The 13474-nt window shown below is 64.5% G+C and carries 15 protein-coding genes; 10 read left to right on the top strand and 5 right to left on the bottom strand.

Annotated elements, in window-relative coordinates:
- Positions 1–206: 206 nt before the first annotated feature.
- Positions 207–785, bottom strand: coding sequence for a TetR/AcrR family transcriptional regulator (locus NU1_RS39520; protein ID WP_067529616.1), 579 nt, complete (start codon positions 783–785; stop codon positions 207–209).
- Positions 786–1198: 413 nt separating this feature from the next.
- Here NU1_RS39520 and NU1_RS39515 point away from each other — a divergent pair, with 413 nt between their 5' ends.
- The 9 genes from NU1_RS39515 to NU1_RS39480 all read left to right on the top strand — a co-directional run bounded on the left by NU1_RS39515 (position 1199) and on the right by NU1_RS39480 (position 7514).
- On the top strand, positions 1199–2644 hold the full coding sequence (locus tag NU1_RS39515; protein WP_212762200.1) for an MFS transporter: 1446 nt from the start codon (positions 1199–1201) through the stop codon (positions 2642–2644).
- An 83-nt stretch (positions 2645–2727) separates the two neighbouring features.
- A complete protein-coding gene (locus tag NU1_RS39510; protein WP_067529614.1) occupies positions 2728–3333 on the top strand; it encodes a response regulator transcription factor in 606 nt (201 codons plus the stop codon).
- 213 nt (positions 3334–3546) lie between these two features.
- Entirely contained in the window at positions 3547–3771 is a 225-nt protein-coding gene (gene rpmB / locus NU1_RS40990; RefSeq protein ID WP_084522235.1) for a 50S ribosomal protein L28, read from the top strand.
- 134 nt (positions 3772–3905) lie between these two features.
- The gene (locus tag NU1_RS42490; protein ID WP_169815218.1) at positions 3906–4094 is read left to right on the top strand and encodes a hypothetical protein; all 189 of its coding nucleotides are present in this window, start codon (positions 3906–3908) and stop codon (positions 4092–4094) included.
- A gap of 82 nt (positions 4095–4176) precedes the next feature.
- A complete protein-coding gene (locus tag NU1_RS42485; protein ID WP_067529610.1) occupies positions 4177–4674 on the top strand; it encodes a GNAT family N-acetyltransferase in 498 nt (165 codons plus the stop codon).
- A gap of 40 nt (positions 4675–4714) precedes the next feature.
- Positions 4715–5134, top strand: a complete 420-nt coding sequence (locus NU1_RS39495; protein WP_067529607.1) for a VOC family protein — start codon at positions 4715–4717, stop codon at positions 5132–5134.
- A gap of 268 nt (positions 5135–5402) precedes the next feature.
- Positions 5403–5912, top strand: a complete 510-nt coding sequence (locus NU1_RS39490) for a hypothetical protein (protein WP_157553638.1) — start codon at positions 5403–5405, stop codon at positions 5910–5912.
- 175 nt (positions 5913–6087) lie between these two features.
- Entirely contained in the window at positions 6088–7071 is a 984-nt protein-coding gene (locus tag NU1_RS39485; RefSeq protein WP_157553637.1) for a transposase, read from the top strand.
- Positions 7072–7073: 2 nt separating this feature from the next.
- Positions 7074–7514 carry a DUF4265 domain-containing protein gene (locus tag NU1_RS39480; RefSeq protein WP_067529599.1) on the top strand — a complete coding sequence of 147 codons (441 nt, stop codon included), beginning with the start codon at positions 7074–7076 and terminating at the stop codon, positions 7512–7514.
- A 301-nt stretch (positions 7515–7815) separates the two neighbouring features.
- Here the strand turns inward: NU1_RS39480 and NU1_RS39475 are convergent, their stop codons facing one another.
- The 4 genes from NU1_RS39475 to NU1_RS39460 all read right to left on the bottom strand — a co-directional run bounded on the left by NU1_RS39475 (position 7816) and on the right by NU1_RS39460 (position 12218).
- The gene (locus NU1_RS39475; protein WP_067529594.1) at positions 7816–9456 is read right to left on the bottom strand and encodes an amidohydrolase; all 1641 of its coding nucleotides are present in this window, start codon (positions 9454–9456) and stop codon (positions 7816–7818) included.
- A 565-nt stretch (positions 9457–10021) separates the two neighbouring features.
- Entirely contained in the window at positions 10022–10360 is a 339-nt protein-coding gene (locus tag NU1_RS39470; RefSeq protein WP_157553635.1) for a hypothetical protein, read from the bottom strand.
- Positions 10361–10602: 242 nt separating this feature from the next.
- Positions 10603–11064, bottom strand: coding sequence for a PPC domain-containing DNA-binding protein (locus tag NU1_RS39465; protein ID WP_067529590.1), 462 nt, complete (start codon positions 11062–11064; stop codon positions 10603–10605).
- A gap of 311 nt (positions 11065–11375) precedes the next feature.
- Positions 11376–12218 carry a PxKF domain-containing protein gene (locus tag NU1_RS39460; protein WP_067529588.1) on the bottom strand — a complete coding sequence of 281 codons (843 nt, stop codon included), beginning with the start codon at positions 12216–12218 and terminating at the stop codon, positions 11376–11378.
- Between the two features lie 612 nt (positions 12219–12830).
- Between NU1_RS39460 and NU1_RS39455 the strand changes: the two genes are divergently transcribed.
- A complete protein-coding gene (locus NU1_RS39455; protein ID WP_067529586.1) occupies positions 12831–13148 on the top strand; it encodes a hypothetical protein in 318 nt (105 codons plus the stop codon).
- The last annotated feature ends 326 nt before the right edge of the window (positions 13149–13474 follow it).

Genomic DNA, 13474 nt, shown 5'->3' with positions numbered 1-13474 from the left:
AAATCGGTGCGGGCTCAGGCGGTCATCGCAACACTTCTTCGAATGCTTCTGATGGTGTGCGGACGTCGGCTGCTCGAGCCTGCCGAACCAGATGTGCGCGCAAGTGCTGTCGGTGAATGCGGCAATCCAGTGCATTTCGACATCGGCCAGCACGGTCACACCAGTCGATCGATCCGAGCCGGGGCTACAAGTCGGCGTCGAAGCGCTCACGGCAAGCAACGGGTAAGCAGCTCCCGGATTCGATCCGTGGTGGGTGGGGTGTCGGTCGCCATGCCGCGCAGGGTGAGTCCCTGCGCGGTGTCGGTGAGCAGCGCGGCGGTGTCGGCGTCGGTGTAATGGGCGTACATGGTGCGGGTGGCTTCAGTGAAGCGATCAGCGATCGGCCGTAGCGCGGGGCGGCGGATAGCGGCGACGTACAGCTCGAGTTGCACAGTGGTGACCACGCGTTCGTTGCTGAAGCAGTCGACCAGGGCCGTAGCGGTTTGGTCGATGATCTCGGCGATCGTCCTCGTGGGACCGTCCTCGACGATCGAGGCCATGATCGCCTCGTAGTCGCCGACGCAGATCTCCAGCGCCGCGGCGAGCAGTTCCTCTTTGCCGGTGAAGTGATAGGTGGTGCCGGCGATCGGGACGTCGGCGGCCTCGGCGACCGCGCGGTGGGTCAAACCCTCCACTCCGCGCTCACCGATGACCTGGACCGCGGCCCGAGCGATGCGTTCGCGGCGGTTCGGGTCGAATCGCCGTCGGCGCACCTGTTTCGGACGTTCCTCGGCTGCTTCGGTCATGTTCGCCCGCACAGCCACTGTTGTATCGCCACCGCTCCAGGGTACAGATGTACTTAGTGAGATTCGGGGCACATTCGCCCCGAGAGCAACCGGAGTTAGGGTACAACTGTACTTAGCTGTTAGTGCGCCGATCGGTGATCAATCCGCCCGAGGCGTTGCAGCGTGCGTATGCGAACACGCGTGCGCTCCGATCAACTTCGAGGTGATGACTTATTCCTTCCCAGGCCAAGTAGCCGTTGTTCCGGCACTGACCCCGTGAGCCGCACACGCGTGCTCCGGTCATGTCGTGGACGGCTTTTCCCGATGGCCTGGGCGCTTTGTCGTACCCTCTTCCACCCTCCTGTGCGCAGTTGGCGTACGTGGCCCTGGCCTGCCCGTATCCCCTAATCAACTGTTCAGAACAGGAGGTTTTCGTGACTTCGGAAACCCTCGACACCACCCGCGGCAGCGCCGGCGCTGCGGGTCGGGCTCTGACCATCACCCTGATCGTCGTGCTGGTCGCCGAACTGATGAACGCACTCGACGGCTCGATCGTCTACACGGCGTTGCCGTCTATCCAATCCGATACCGGCGCGACAAGCGCTGCGGTGCAATGGATTCCGGCCGCCTACACGCTGGTGTTCGCCCTCGGCTTGATCACCGGCGGACGACTCGGCGATCTCTACGGCCGCAAGCGCGTCTTCCTGACCGGCACCGCCGCCTTCACTCTCGCCTCGCTGTTGTGCGGCCTGGCGACCGGACCGGCCATGCTGATCACGGCCCGCGCGCTGCAAGGCGCCGGGGCGGCGGTCATGGTGCCGCAGGTGCTGGCTGTGCTCTATGTCAGCTTCGACGGTCAGGCACGCGCCAAGGCGTTCGGCCTGTACGGACTGATCATGTCGCTGGGCGGCGTGCTCGGCCCGGTCCTCGGCGGCGTCCTGACCGGCGCGGATCTGTTCGATCTGGGCTGGCGGACAATCTTTTTGATCAACGTGCCCATCGGGTTGGCCGCGGTGGTCGTGGGTGTTCGGTTCATCCCGGAGTCCCGCGACCCTCATGCCCGACGCCTCGATCCGGTAGGCATCGCGCTGTGTAGCGCGGGCTTGCTGCTGATCGTCTACCCGCTGACGGTGGGTGGTGAGAAGCATTGGCCCGCATGGAGTGTGGTCATGATGCTGCTCGCACTGCTCGTGCTGGCCGCGTTCGTGGGGCAGCAGCGCGCCAAGACCGCCAAGGACGGATCACCGTTGGTGTCGCTGTCGCTGTTCCGCGAAAAGTCGTTCGTCGGCGGGGTATCCGCTCAGCTGGTCTTCGGCCTGGTGTCGGGTGTGTTCCTGCTGAGCTGGACGTTGTTCATGCAGGACGGTCTGGGCCTGTCCCCGGCCCGGTTCGCCCCGGCTGCGGCCGCGGTGGCCGTCGGCGGAATGGGTGGTGCGATGCTCGCGTCGAAACTCGTTCTGGCCCATGCCCGTCGAGTACCACAGGCCGGTGCGCTGCTGGTGGCGCTCGCCCTGCTCGGGTACGAGCTGCTGGTCACCGGCCAGGGCACCGAGGTCGCGTTCGCTGCCGCGATCGCTCCCATGCTGGCGCTCGGGTGTGGTTTCGGCATGATCGGTGCGGGTGTTGCCGCGCTGGCTCTCGGTGGGGTCGACCCTGCGGATATGGGCGCGGCATCGGGTGTGTTCAACACCGCGATGCAGGTCGGTACTGCGATCGGTATCGCCCTGGCCTCGGTGCTGTACTTCGTGCACGCCCCCGCCGGCAGCCGAGGAACTGTCGTGATCGACGCGTTCGCGAGCACGCTGTGGTACATCATCGCCGCGGCAGTAGTCATGTGGGCGTTGATGTTTCTGCTGCCCCGCCGCCAGCCACGCACCTGACCCCCGATCGTTCCCCTCTGCGGACCCGCGGAGGGGAACGACGGGGCCATAACCTATTCGGCGTTCTCCGAAATGGAACCTCCATGATCAGAGTGCTGTTCGCCGGCAGCTTGCGGCTGCCCCGAGAAGCAATGGCCACAGTCTTGTCCGGCGTGCCCGGGGTCGACGTGGTCGCCCAGGTGCCGCTGGGCACCGACGTGGTGCCCAGCGCACTGCGTACCCGACCCACGATCGCATTGCTCGACGCCGATCTCGCAGGGCTGGACGGAGTCTCGGCCGCCGTGCAGCTCAAATCCGCGCTGCCCGGCTGCCGGGTCCTCCTCATGACCCCACCGAACCGACCCGACCTGCTCAGATCGGCACTGGCGGCACGGGTGGAGGGGCTACTGAGCAAAGACGTGTCGATCAGCGCGCTGACCGACGCCGTGTGTCGAGTCGCCCGCGGTGAGCGGGTCCTGGAGGCGCATACCGTCGCGGAGGTGTTGCACATGCCGGGCAATCCGCTCGGTGCCCGTGACATCGACATTCTCAGGCTGGCCGCAGCGGGGCGCACGCCTGGTGAAATCGCTGCGGCACTGCATCTTTCGCCCGGCACGATCCGCAACATTCTCGCCGCGATCAACCGCAAACTCGGTGCCCGCAACCGCATCGAGGCGATCCGGATCGCCACCCACAGCGGATGGATCTGAAATCGTGCAGATCGCATCGCCCCGGATGCGATCTGCACCGATCGTCTGATTTCAAGACCTCGTCGGCGGAATCATCCGAGCTGGTCGGAGGCGTTTTCGGCGAAACCGCATCGGATGAAAACGCCTCGCGGGCCTCGTGGGTACCGCCGACACTATCGCTTCGAAACCGATCCATCGAGCCGACGGCGAAAGCCTCGGAGAACAGGAGAGACCATGTCTGCCCACTGTGATGTCTGCGGCAAGAAGCCGAACTTCGGAAAACGCGTCGCCCGTGCGGGACGTCGAGCCCAGCAGCGATACGTCAAGGGGCGGACCAGCCGGCGGTTCAACCCGAATATCCAGCCTGTGCGCGCCGTGAAAGACGGCACGCCCGTACGGATGAAGGTGTGCACCTCATGCCTGAAGAAGGGCAGCGTGCAGCGGCGCGCCACGACGTAACCATCACCCGAACCAGCGTGCACCGACTTCTCACGCGCCTCGCACGCCGCCGACTGCCAGGTCGCGACGAATTCCGTTGTCACGACTGCGGATCGCCGACCGCGCCGCTGGATGGACCCGACGAGTGGTACTGCGTGCACGACACCGTCTGGCACACCGCCGGCGCCCGCGAGGACACGATCTTATGTATCGGATGCCTGGAGGAGCGGCTCGGACGGCTGCTGCTACACACCGATTTCCCGCCCGCCGTGCTCAACCAACCCGATTACGGCAACCACAGCCAGCGGCTGCAAGACCGGTTACGACCTCAATCCACACCCTGACCCATCGCGGCGGCTCGGTCGGCGCGCCCTCCACAGCAGAGCGCCGTCGGCCGAACCGTTGCCCAAGCACAGGAAACCCCTCATGCCACTCACCGAGTTCACTTTTCGCACGTCCACCGCCGAGGATCAGCAGTTCTTGGCTCAGATGCTGATCGAAGCCGCCGTTGCTTCCGGTCACGTGCTCACCGTCGACGATCTGCCGGAGACGCCGGATTCCTACCGCTACGTCGCGGAGTGGGGTAAACCCTCCGATCTCGGCGTGATCGCCCATGATGAACACGGCACGCCCGTCGGCGCGGCGTGGGCGCGGTTGTTCGACCATTCGAACGCTTCCCCGGCGTTCATCGACGACCGCACCCCCGAACTCACCATCGCGACGGTCGCGAAGCAGCGCGGTCGAGGGCTGGGAACTGCGCTGCTACGACAACTCCAGGACACTGCCAGGAGATCAGGGATCACCAATTTGTCCCTCGGCGTCCACCGCGACAACCGACCCGCCCAGCAGCTCTACCGCAACGAAGGCTGGACAGCCCATACGATTGCGGGCGAATACAACATCCTGGTCAAACAACTCAACTGACCCGCCGTTTTCGAGAGACAGCCGACGAAAGGAGAGACCAATGCCGTTCACACCCTGCCTCGGTGTGCGAGACACCGCGGTGAGCAAGGCATTCTACGAGCAGCTCGGATTCACCGTCGACAGCCAAACTGCCACCGAGGACACCGATATCCACATGGTCCTGTTCGACGGCCAGTTCTGCGGAATGCTCTACCGCCACACACAACTGGAGAACTGGCTGCCTTCGCTACAGGGCAAGCAGATCGGGTTCACCGGAATGTTCTATCTCGAGGTTCGCGACTTCCAATCCATGCTCGACACCTGTGCGGCGGTCACCGACATCATTCGCGGGCCCTCCGCTGATCACACCGGCACGCGGGAGTTCTATATCGCCGACCCGGACGGGTACATCCTCGGATTCAACGACGCCACCTCGCGCCAAGACAGCGAGCTCGTCGGCCGCTACGCCTCCGAATCCTGAGTGTGATCAACACGGAAGGCCGCAACGCCTCTATCCGAGACTTCTTGCCGCGGTTGCGCACTCCGGTCTACCACCAGGACACCGATCCCACGCAGCATAAGTCTCAGCGCACCGACCGCCGACTCCGCTGGCACCGAACCGGTTTGCGACCGACCACCGAGCCCCCGTTCTCAACGGCAGTCACGACTCGTCGAACACACTCAATTCGGCATTAGGTGCGTCGCCAGGCCCGAGATGAAGTCGGTGCGTTGATCTTCGGCCGTGCCGCGTGGCTGGTTCGATCAGCGCGGTACGCGGCTGGTTGCAAGACATTGCCCGGCAGGCGATCGGCCTGCCGGGCAGACAATCAGCGGCAATGCTGGATGCGCGTATAGAGGACGGCCAGGTGGTGGCGGAGTGCGCTCTCGACGGCCGCCCCGCTGGGGACCGGCCTGCCAGCCCAGGTGCTCGCGCCCTCATCTGTGGTGTGCACGCCATTACACACGAACACCAACACGCGCCAAATGGCGTCAGGCAGGCTGTGGGGCGGGCGTCGCCGAATCGGCCGCGACCTGGCCGGCAGTTCCACCTCACGTGGTGCCGCACGGCGTTCGAGGAGCACCTGGCCCCCGGAGATGACCAGCAGGCCCAGGAGCGCCGGAAGGCGCAGGTGGTGGTCGCCTGCGACGCGACTACCTGGCGGATCCTGCGCCAGGACCTCGACCTCGCCCCGGAGCAGGTCCGGCGCGCCATCGAGGACATGCTGCGCCCGGTGCTGGTGTCGGCAGCCCTGCCATAGGGTCACCCCGCAGTGCATTGCCATTGTCGGCCCGTGCGCCGCGCTGATCCTGTTCTGATCGCAGAGCACCCGCACGACAAACTTCCGGCTGATCGCGGTGATGGCCGATACTCGGCGTTATGGTGCGTCGCCAGGCCCGAGATGAAGTCGGTGCGTTGGACTTCGGCCGTGCCGCGTGGCCGGTTCGAACGGCGCGCCACGCGGCATAGAAAATGCTCGGCCAAGGCGGCCTGGACTGCTGGCCGAGATAGTCGCCCAGATCCAGCAGATCCGCGCCCTGCTCGAATGCGTGTGGCCGGCCGCTCTCGAAGCCGCCCAGCAACCGTTCGAATCCCGGACCTGGATGGCCGCGTTGCGGGTGATCTGTGGCCGCGATGGCGGCGATTTCGCCCGCACCCGCCGGTTGGGCCGAAACCGGCTCGAGCGCCTGATCCGTGGCGAGGTCACCCGCGGCGGCGCGAAGCGGCCGTGTTTTCGGATCACCGGGAAACTGTTTGCGGCACCGGATGATCCGGCCGGGGTGCTCGCCCACCGCCGCGGCGCCGTGGAACGAGTGCATCTGCTGCTCGAGGACTGGGCCGAGGCCAAGCAGCGCCTGGCCGAGACCGAGGCTCGCATGACCGGTGTGCTCGATGAGCTCCGGCTCACCGATCTGGTCACCTCGATCGTCGGGCTGTCCGCGGGCGGGGCAGCGGCGATCCTGGCCGAAACCGGCGATCCCACACGGTTTCCCACTGCTCGGGCGGTGGTCGAACACGCCGGTCTCGCACCTCGGGAGAAGAAGTCCGGTGCCTTCACCGGCCGCGCCAGACTCACCGGAGCCGGGCGCCCCGGACTGCGGTTGGCTGCTTGGCGAGGCGTGTGGGGCACCCACCCGGTTTATGCCGCCCGCTATCGGCATCTGACCACCCGGGAAACGAACCCGCTCACTCCCGCTCGAGCTCAAGCCGTGATCGCCGCGATGCCGGGACGACGACAGCCAAGGGCACCGACCGAACCGCTTGACACGAAACGTCTTACGCTGATGAGCGGACGTTGTCTGCCACAGCCTGTCCGAGCCGCTCACACCCCTTCGGCAAAGACCATCCGCACGGTCACGCCGGACCGTACTACATCACTCATGAATCACCGGTTGACCGTGATACTTCCAATTTCATAGCCATGGCCAACCTCGAACCGTACGGCTTTCCAGGCACACTCGAACAGCTCTGGCTCGAGCGACAGGGTGAGGACACCTTCAAGGTTTCATGCATTCCATTCCGTGTCTACGGCCTCGCGCTCGGTGATCGAGTGAGGCTGGATCCGGCCGATCAACAGGTGACCGAACTGCTCGAGAAGTCCGAGCACCGAGTCATTCGCATCCTCCTGCTGCCGACGCTGTCGGATGACGAGGCCACACAGCTACACGGCGCCATCGACCGCGCTATTACGCAAAGCCACCTGAAATCAGAATGGAGCGGGGATCGCCACATCGCGATTGACCTGCCTCCCGACCGCGACCTCGATACCGTATGGGCACTGATCAGGGACGCTGCCAAGGACAGAATGATCGCGTGGGAGTGGGGCGACGTCGAGCAGTTCCAACCCGGCGATGTGAAGTAGCCGGTCCACGGGTGGTTCGCCGCCGCGGTCGGCACAGCGCGCGACCGGATGGCCGCAAGGCGCGGTCCTCTACCTCAATTCGGCAATATGGTGCGTTGGATCGGCCCCCTGATCGCCCTAGCTGGTTGATCTTTGATGCCAAGCGCTGGCCGGTTCGATCAGCGCGGTCGCGGCATTATCGCTCACTTGCCTCGACTGTAGTCAGCGCTTGGCGCGGCCGGGCCGAACCGCGCGCTCGGCGGCTGGGTGTCGACGCGATCCGACCGCCGGATCAGCTTGTCGACGGTCGGTGGTAGTTCCCTTAGTAGACCTGGTTGCCGTTCATCCAGGTTTCCAGGACTGTGATGTCTTTGATCTGATCGGGTGGGACGGCGCGGGGGTCTTGGTCGAGGATGACGAAGTCGGCGTATTTGCCGACTTCGAGGCTGCCGACTTCATGTTCGGAGGACAGCTGCCACGCCGCTTCGGATGTCACGGCGCGGATTGCTGATTCCACCGATATGCGCTCTTCGGGTGCCAGCACATAGTCGGGTTCTTTCCAGGTACGCCGGGTGACAGCCATCTCGATCATGTGCAGTGGGTGGGGGTCGGTGACCATGAAGTCGGAGTGCAGCGTGAACCCGATTCCCGCTGCCTCCACGCTGCGGCACCGGTCGAGCAGCAATGCCTTCTGTGTGCCGAAGACTGTGTCGCGCATCGCAATACCCCAGTAGTGGACATGCCCGATCAGGAAGCTGGCGGATACGCCCAGGTCTTTCATGCGGGTGATCTGTTCGTCGTGCAGGATCGAGCAGTGCTCGATCCGCACTCGCGCAGCGCCTGGCTCCACCCCGGCATCGCGTATCGCGTCGCAGGCATCCAGGATGTTGTCGATACCGGCGTCGCCATTGCCGTGGATCGCGAGCGACCAGCCCTTGCTCGCGCGGTCGACCGCCTCCGCGGCGAGCACCTTAGGCTCCATGTAGGCGATTCCGTAGTTGTCGGTATCGAGATACGGCTCGCGTTGCAGGCCGGTGAATCCCTGGTTGGAGCCGTCGGCGACGAGTTTGTAGCCGGCGATGCGCACCAGCGCGTCGCCATCGCCCGGCCGCACCCCCGCCGCGTCCCAGGTGTCGGTCCCGAGGGTGTAGAAGGAGTAGGCGCGGATGCGGGTCTTCAGGTTGCCGGTGCCTGCTGCCTGCGTCAGGACGGTGAGGTCGTCGGGTGTGTGGCTCAAGGTGCCCAATCCCAGTTCACTCACCGTGGTCAACCCGACCTGCCGCCAACCTTCGAGTAGGTCGATCAGCGCGTCGACCGGGTTCAATCCGGCAGCGGCGTCGCATTTCCCCAGGACCTGGTTGTATGCGACACCGTTCTTCATTGTCCCGGTGAGTTTTCCGTCGGCATCGCGAACGAACTCGGCTCCGTCCGGATCCTCCACATCCTCTCCGATGCCTGCGGCGGCGAACGCCGCGGAATTCGCGTAGGCAATGTGTCCGGAGGCGTTGAGGACGAACACCGGGTGCGCGGTCGATACCGCGTCGAGTTCGGCGAACGTCAGCGCTGCCAGGTCCGGTTGCACTGCCGGATCGAAATTGCGGGCGAGGATCCATTTACCTTCGGGCGCTTGCCTTGCCATGTCTGTCAGATGATCGAGTACTTCTCGCACGGTGGCGAAGCGCGCCATGCCGACGTACTCCATCAGAGCCGCCACCATGCTGCCGGTCAACACGTGGGTATGGGCATCGACGAAGCCCGGCAACATCGTTCGGCCCGCCAGATCGATCTCCGTGGCTCCCACCCCCACGATGTCGCGTACCGTCGCCTCCGCGCCGACCGCTACGATCCGATTGCCCTGAACCGCGATTGCCTCGGCAATCGAGAAGGCCCGGTCAACGGTCAATATCGTTCCGCCCGTGAACAAGTACAGCTGTTCACCCTCGGGAATCCCTGAAGTGTCCATCGATGTCCCCTGCTCTGGTATCTCGACGACACCATCACCACACGCACCGCGATCGACCCACGATGTCGGGGCAACAGCTCGCCGCTGTGATGAACGTCGGTCGCGGCGAACAACATTCGACGCAACCGGGGTAGCACATTCATTGTCCGCGAAGTGCTGCATTGGCCGCAGCCGAACTCGAACTCTCAGGCCGCCTGGGCTGATTCGAACCTGTTCTGCACCAGTCAAATTCCGATGGCTGACCGGTCCGTCATACCTCCGCGGCGCAACACCACGTGCTGATCGCCGACATCGCAGAGCACGATCAGACGGGCGCAGTTGCACGATAATCGGCTATGTCCGTGCGTTTGCGAGATCAATTGGCGGCCAGCCGAACCGCACGCCACGGCATTATCAGATGTTCGGGGAGGTGTCTGAACCGGATGTTGCGGCGGCGCTACCGCGCCGCCGCCGCGCTCTAGCCGCACGCCGTGTTCCCGGCCCGTCAGCACAATAGCCAGCCCCTCCCTAGGTAGGGGCTGGCTATGGTCCCCTCTTCCAAGAGGTGGCAGCTAACGCTCAGCCGTTAATACAGCGAGGCTGGTCCCCCTTCGACATAGGCGTGAACGGAGCCTTCGGTGTTCCTCACGTCGTAGGTGGCGCTTCTTCCTGACATGCCGACTGTCGGAGACGCACCGCTGGTCGGCACGGTCGCGCTCACCAAGGCGAAGGCCCTGGCCAGTTCCTCGAGGGCTTTGGACGCGTGGCCCTGAAGTTTATCTGTGACGAATTGGGTCTCCCGGCTGATCGCTCGCAACAGTACGTCGCGGGTCTCTGCGTCGCCCGGCGGCTGGATTGTTATCGGAATCTGGTGGATCTCGTCATCGGTTGTGGACGCAGTGGTCTGATCTTCGCTACTGGTCATCTGCACTCCTTGAAATCCGCTCTGCGCAAAGAGTATTAAGCAGCCTCTACATGCTAGGTGGAGCCGATCGCCCACAGAGGGTTAACCGATCACGCTGGACTCGACGGATCTGCGCGACAGGAACTGAACGCTCGCACGTCGGCATAGGGCATTCGGACCGCTACGCTTCGCGCCGATCGTCACAAGGAATGCCGACGAACCGCCAGGGCAATCGCAATCCAACTCGGTGATTGCGGCAGGGCTCAGTCGAATCGGAGCAGCGGTACATCGAACAGATCCGGCTGCGGTCGCCGTGTCATGGATGGCGAGGTGACCTCGATGACGAGCATCTCGGTGAGAAACTGCACTGTGGCCGCGAGAAGGTGGCTGGTGTATCCCGTCGCCGACTGTTCTTTGAGCCCTACCGCGATGTGGATGTGCGGCAGGACGGTGTCGGTCTCGGGGTCGTAGGCAAGTGTGCCGCCGCCTCCGAAGGCTTCGACGTTGGTGAGGTGCACCCGTGTCCAGACAGGTGCGGCCGGATTGTCGAGTTTGTCGCAGGTGCCGACGATGTCGACCGAGCTGAAGCCCGCGATGAACGAGGGGATGTATCCCTGCCGAAGGTTGTGGGTTCGGCAGAAGTCGGCGAGCGCGGTGTAGAAGTCGTCACCGTGGTCGAACACCACACCGAAGCTTCGGCCGAGTGTGAGTTCGTGGCTGCGCATCAGCGTTCCCGGCCTACCCAACGGTTCGGCTGGCACATGATCCTTGTGGTTCGCCGATTTCCGGAGCCCCGAGATCGCTTCTCGCCGCTCGCAGCGTGGCTGGTTACCTGGTGTTCGGAGAGGACCGTGCACAAAGCTGCAATCGAAGGCTGGCGTTCGGCGCTTTAATGCTCAGAAGTGTTGCGATGCTTCAGTTCTGGGCCCTGGGCGTGGTCGCCTGGCTCCTATCACCTGCTGCCGGTCTGACCCGGGTCTCCGTGAGGTAGGAGGCCCGGGTCGAAATGAGCCGGTGCCGTCTGCGGCTGGGTGGGTTAGTCGAAGGCGAAGTGGGCAGTGTGGTCGGTGCCGTCGGTGAGGTTCAGATCGAGGGTGCGGCAGGTGCCCGCCCATGCCTTGTCGGTCTTCCACACGTAGTTGTATCGGCTGGTTGCGGAGTCGTAGGACAGGCTGTTGCCACCGGCGGTGACGGTCTCCTCGACCGGCGAGGTGGTGGCGCCGCTTTGGCAGTCGACCTGCTGGGAGGCCGGGGAACCGGAAGCGAAAATGTTCAGGCCTTGGTCGCCGCCGAGGCCGAACTTCACTGGAACGGCGGCGCCGGCTTTCATGGTGTTGACGGTGGGCGGGTTGTCGACCGGGGCGAAGAACCCGGTGAACGGGAAGGCCGGGTTCCCGATCGTGGTGGTGGTGCTGTCCGTGCCGTCAGGGCTTGCATTGATTTCCGCTACGGCGTTGGCGGTCACTGTTCCGGTGGCGGTGGGGAGCACCGTCAGGGTGACGACCGCCGGGAAGGGGGTGTTGTTGTAGTTGAGGCACAAGGCGTGGGTACCGGACGCGGTGCAGTCCATGGTGCCGTTGTTGGAGACGCCGGTGAAGGTCGCTGCCGCGCCGCTGAGGTCGACGACGAGGGCTAGCAGGAAATCGTCGGGGAAGCTGGGCACGGTAACGGTGTAGGTGTAGGGCGTCCCGGTCGGTACCGGGCTGGCCGGCCCGGCGATCTGGACGAGCGCGTCCGCGTGAGCGGGAGCGGCCACCAACGAGCCGGACACGGCGAGAGCGGCCGCGGACGCTAGGACCATGAGCCCGCGGCGGGTGGTGGCGGCTGGCGATGCGGGAACGGTGAGCGCGGAGTGGGCAGCACCAAGCGAATTCGTCATGGGCGTTGTCTTTCTTGCTGTCGTATCAGAGCGATGCGACGATGAGCCAGCTGGACGCTGGCGTGAATGCGGGTCACGGTGTGCCGGATCCCGCGTCAGGTGCCGGTCCCCGCACCGTGGGAGCGAATCCGGCAGCGACACCCTGAACTGCACTAGCTACTCAGTGTGTCGCAGTACCAAGAGGTATCGGCGAAGGTGCGGCAATCATTACGGCGCAACGGATTACGGTACGGAAACGAGCGCCCTACGATCCGTCACGGTCGAAGGCCGATTTCTATGAACCCTGACCGATCATCGACAGTATGGTGCGTCCGCCGGCCTCGGATGAGCACTGCCAGTTGATCTTCCGCTGCACCGCGCTGGCCGGTTCGGACAGCGCGACATGCGGCATTAGAGCTCGCTCGCGTCGACTATGGCCAGGTGTGGACTTGTCCCTACCAGACCGCGCCCGCGGGGGCATGATGAGGCATCGCGCAGTCAGCAGTGCCGGTCTCGACACTCTGGCGTTAGGCTCGGAAGCTCACCAGTTAGGTTGCTGTGGAACCTATTTCGCGCTCCAGCTGATGCTCGCAAAGCTAGCCTTGGATCGTCCTGTTCGATCGAAGGAGAGCTATGGAAATCCAAGATATGACGCCCACCGAACACTCCTCCGAGCCCGACATGCCGCCTGCCGTGGTCCGGGTGCGGGAAGTTCCTGCCGCGATCGACGCCCGCAACGCTCTGCTCGAAGCCATCGCGCAGGAGGCGCGAGCCATCGTCGATGCCAAGCATGGCAAGGCATCCGAGGCCTTGTATCAGCTTGCGCAGGCGTACGCCATGCTGTCCACCACACCTATACCGATGGGCACAGATGGCGCGAGCATGCCCGCACCGATCCAGACCAGGGCAGGCGGCCATCAGGTCGGCCTCTGCCTCGAATTGGAGCCATAGCCACTACACGATGGTCCACTAGGGGTTCGGCCGACTGTAGATCAAGTCGGCCGGACATCCGGAATTCGGCATTATCGTGCGTTGCAGTTGATCGAGATGACCTCAGCCCGTTGGTCTTCGGGCGCGCTCCGTGGCCGCTCCGATCAGCGCCGCAAGCGGCATTATCGTGCGTTCGCAAAGGCGTCTGCCAGCTGCACGGATCGCGGCGTGGGCGCGTGTTCGGCAACGATGTGGCAGCCAGCGGCAGCGCTGCCACGGACGCCATCACGAACTCGTCACGCGTCGGCGGAGGTCTCTATTACCGATCGATGGAGGCGGAAGCATGA

Origin of the sequence: Nocardia uniformis NBRC 13702 (genome assembly GCF_001613345.1) — a bacterium.
GTDB classification, from domain to species: Bacteria; Actinomycetota; Actinomycetes; order Mycobacteriales; family Mycobacteriaceae; genus Nocardia; species Nocardia uniformis.
This window is presented reverse-complemented; position numbering and strand designations above follow the sequence as displayed.

Excerpts from the sequence above, each read along its gene's own strand:
- NU1_RS39520 (WP_067529616.1), bottom strand. The coding sequence starts at position 785 with ATGACCGAAGCAGCCGAGGAACGTCCGAAACAGGTGCGCCGACGGCGA.
- NU1_RS39510 (WP_067529614.1), top strand. The coding sequence starts at position 2,728 with ATGATCAGAGTGCTGTTCGCCGGCAGCTTGCGGCTGCCCCGAGAAGCA.
- rpmB (WP_084522235.1), top strand. The coding sequence starts at position 3,547 with ATGTCTGCCCACTGTGATGTCTGCGGCAAGAAGCCGAACTTCGGAAAA.
- NU1_RS42485 (WP_067529610.1), top strand. The coding sequence starts at position 4,177 with ATGCCACTCACCGAGTTCACTTTTCGCACGTCCACCGCCGAGGATCAG.
- NU1_RS39495 (WP_067529607.1), top strand. The coding sequence starts at position 4,715 with ATGCCGTTCACACCCTGCCTCGGTGTGCGAGACACCGCGGTGAGCAAG.
- NU1_RS39480 (WP_067529599.1), top strand. The coding sequence starts at position 7,074 with ATGGCCAACCTCGAACCGTACGGCTTTCCAGGCACACTCGAACAGCTC.
- NU1_RS39475 (WP_067529594.1), bottom strand. The coding sequence starts at position 9,456 with ATGGACACTTCAGGGATTCCCGAGGGTGAACAGCTGTACTTGTTCACG.
- NU1_RS39470 (WP_157553635.1), bottom strand. The coding sequence starts at position 10,360 with ATGACCAGTAGCGAAGATCAGACCACTGCGTCCACAACCGATGACGAG.
- NU1_RS39465 (WP_067529590.1), bottom strand. The coding sequence starts at position 11,064 with ATGCGCAGCCACGAACTCACACTCGGCCGAAGCTTCGGTGTGGTGTTC.
- NU1_RS39460 (WP_067529588.1), bottom strand. The coding sequence starts at position 12,218 with ATGACGAATTCGCTTGGTGCTGCCCACTCCGCGCTCACCGTTCCCGCA.
- NU1_RS39455 (WP_067529586.1), top strand. The coding sequence starts at position 12,831 with ATGGAAATCCAAGATATGACGCCCACCGAACACTCCTCCGAGCCCGAC.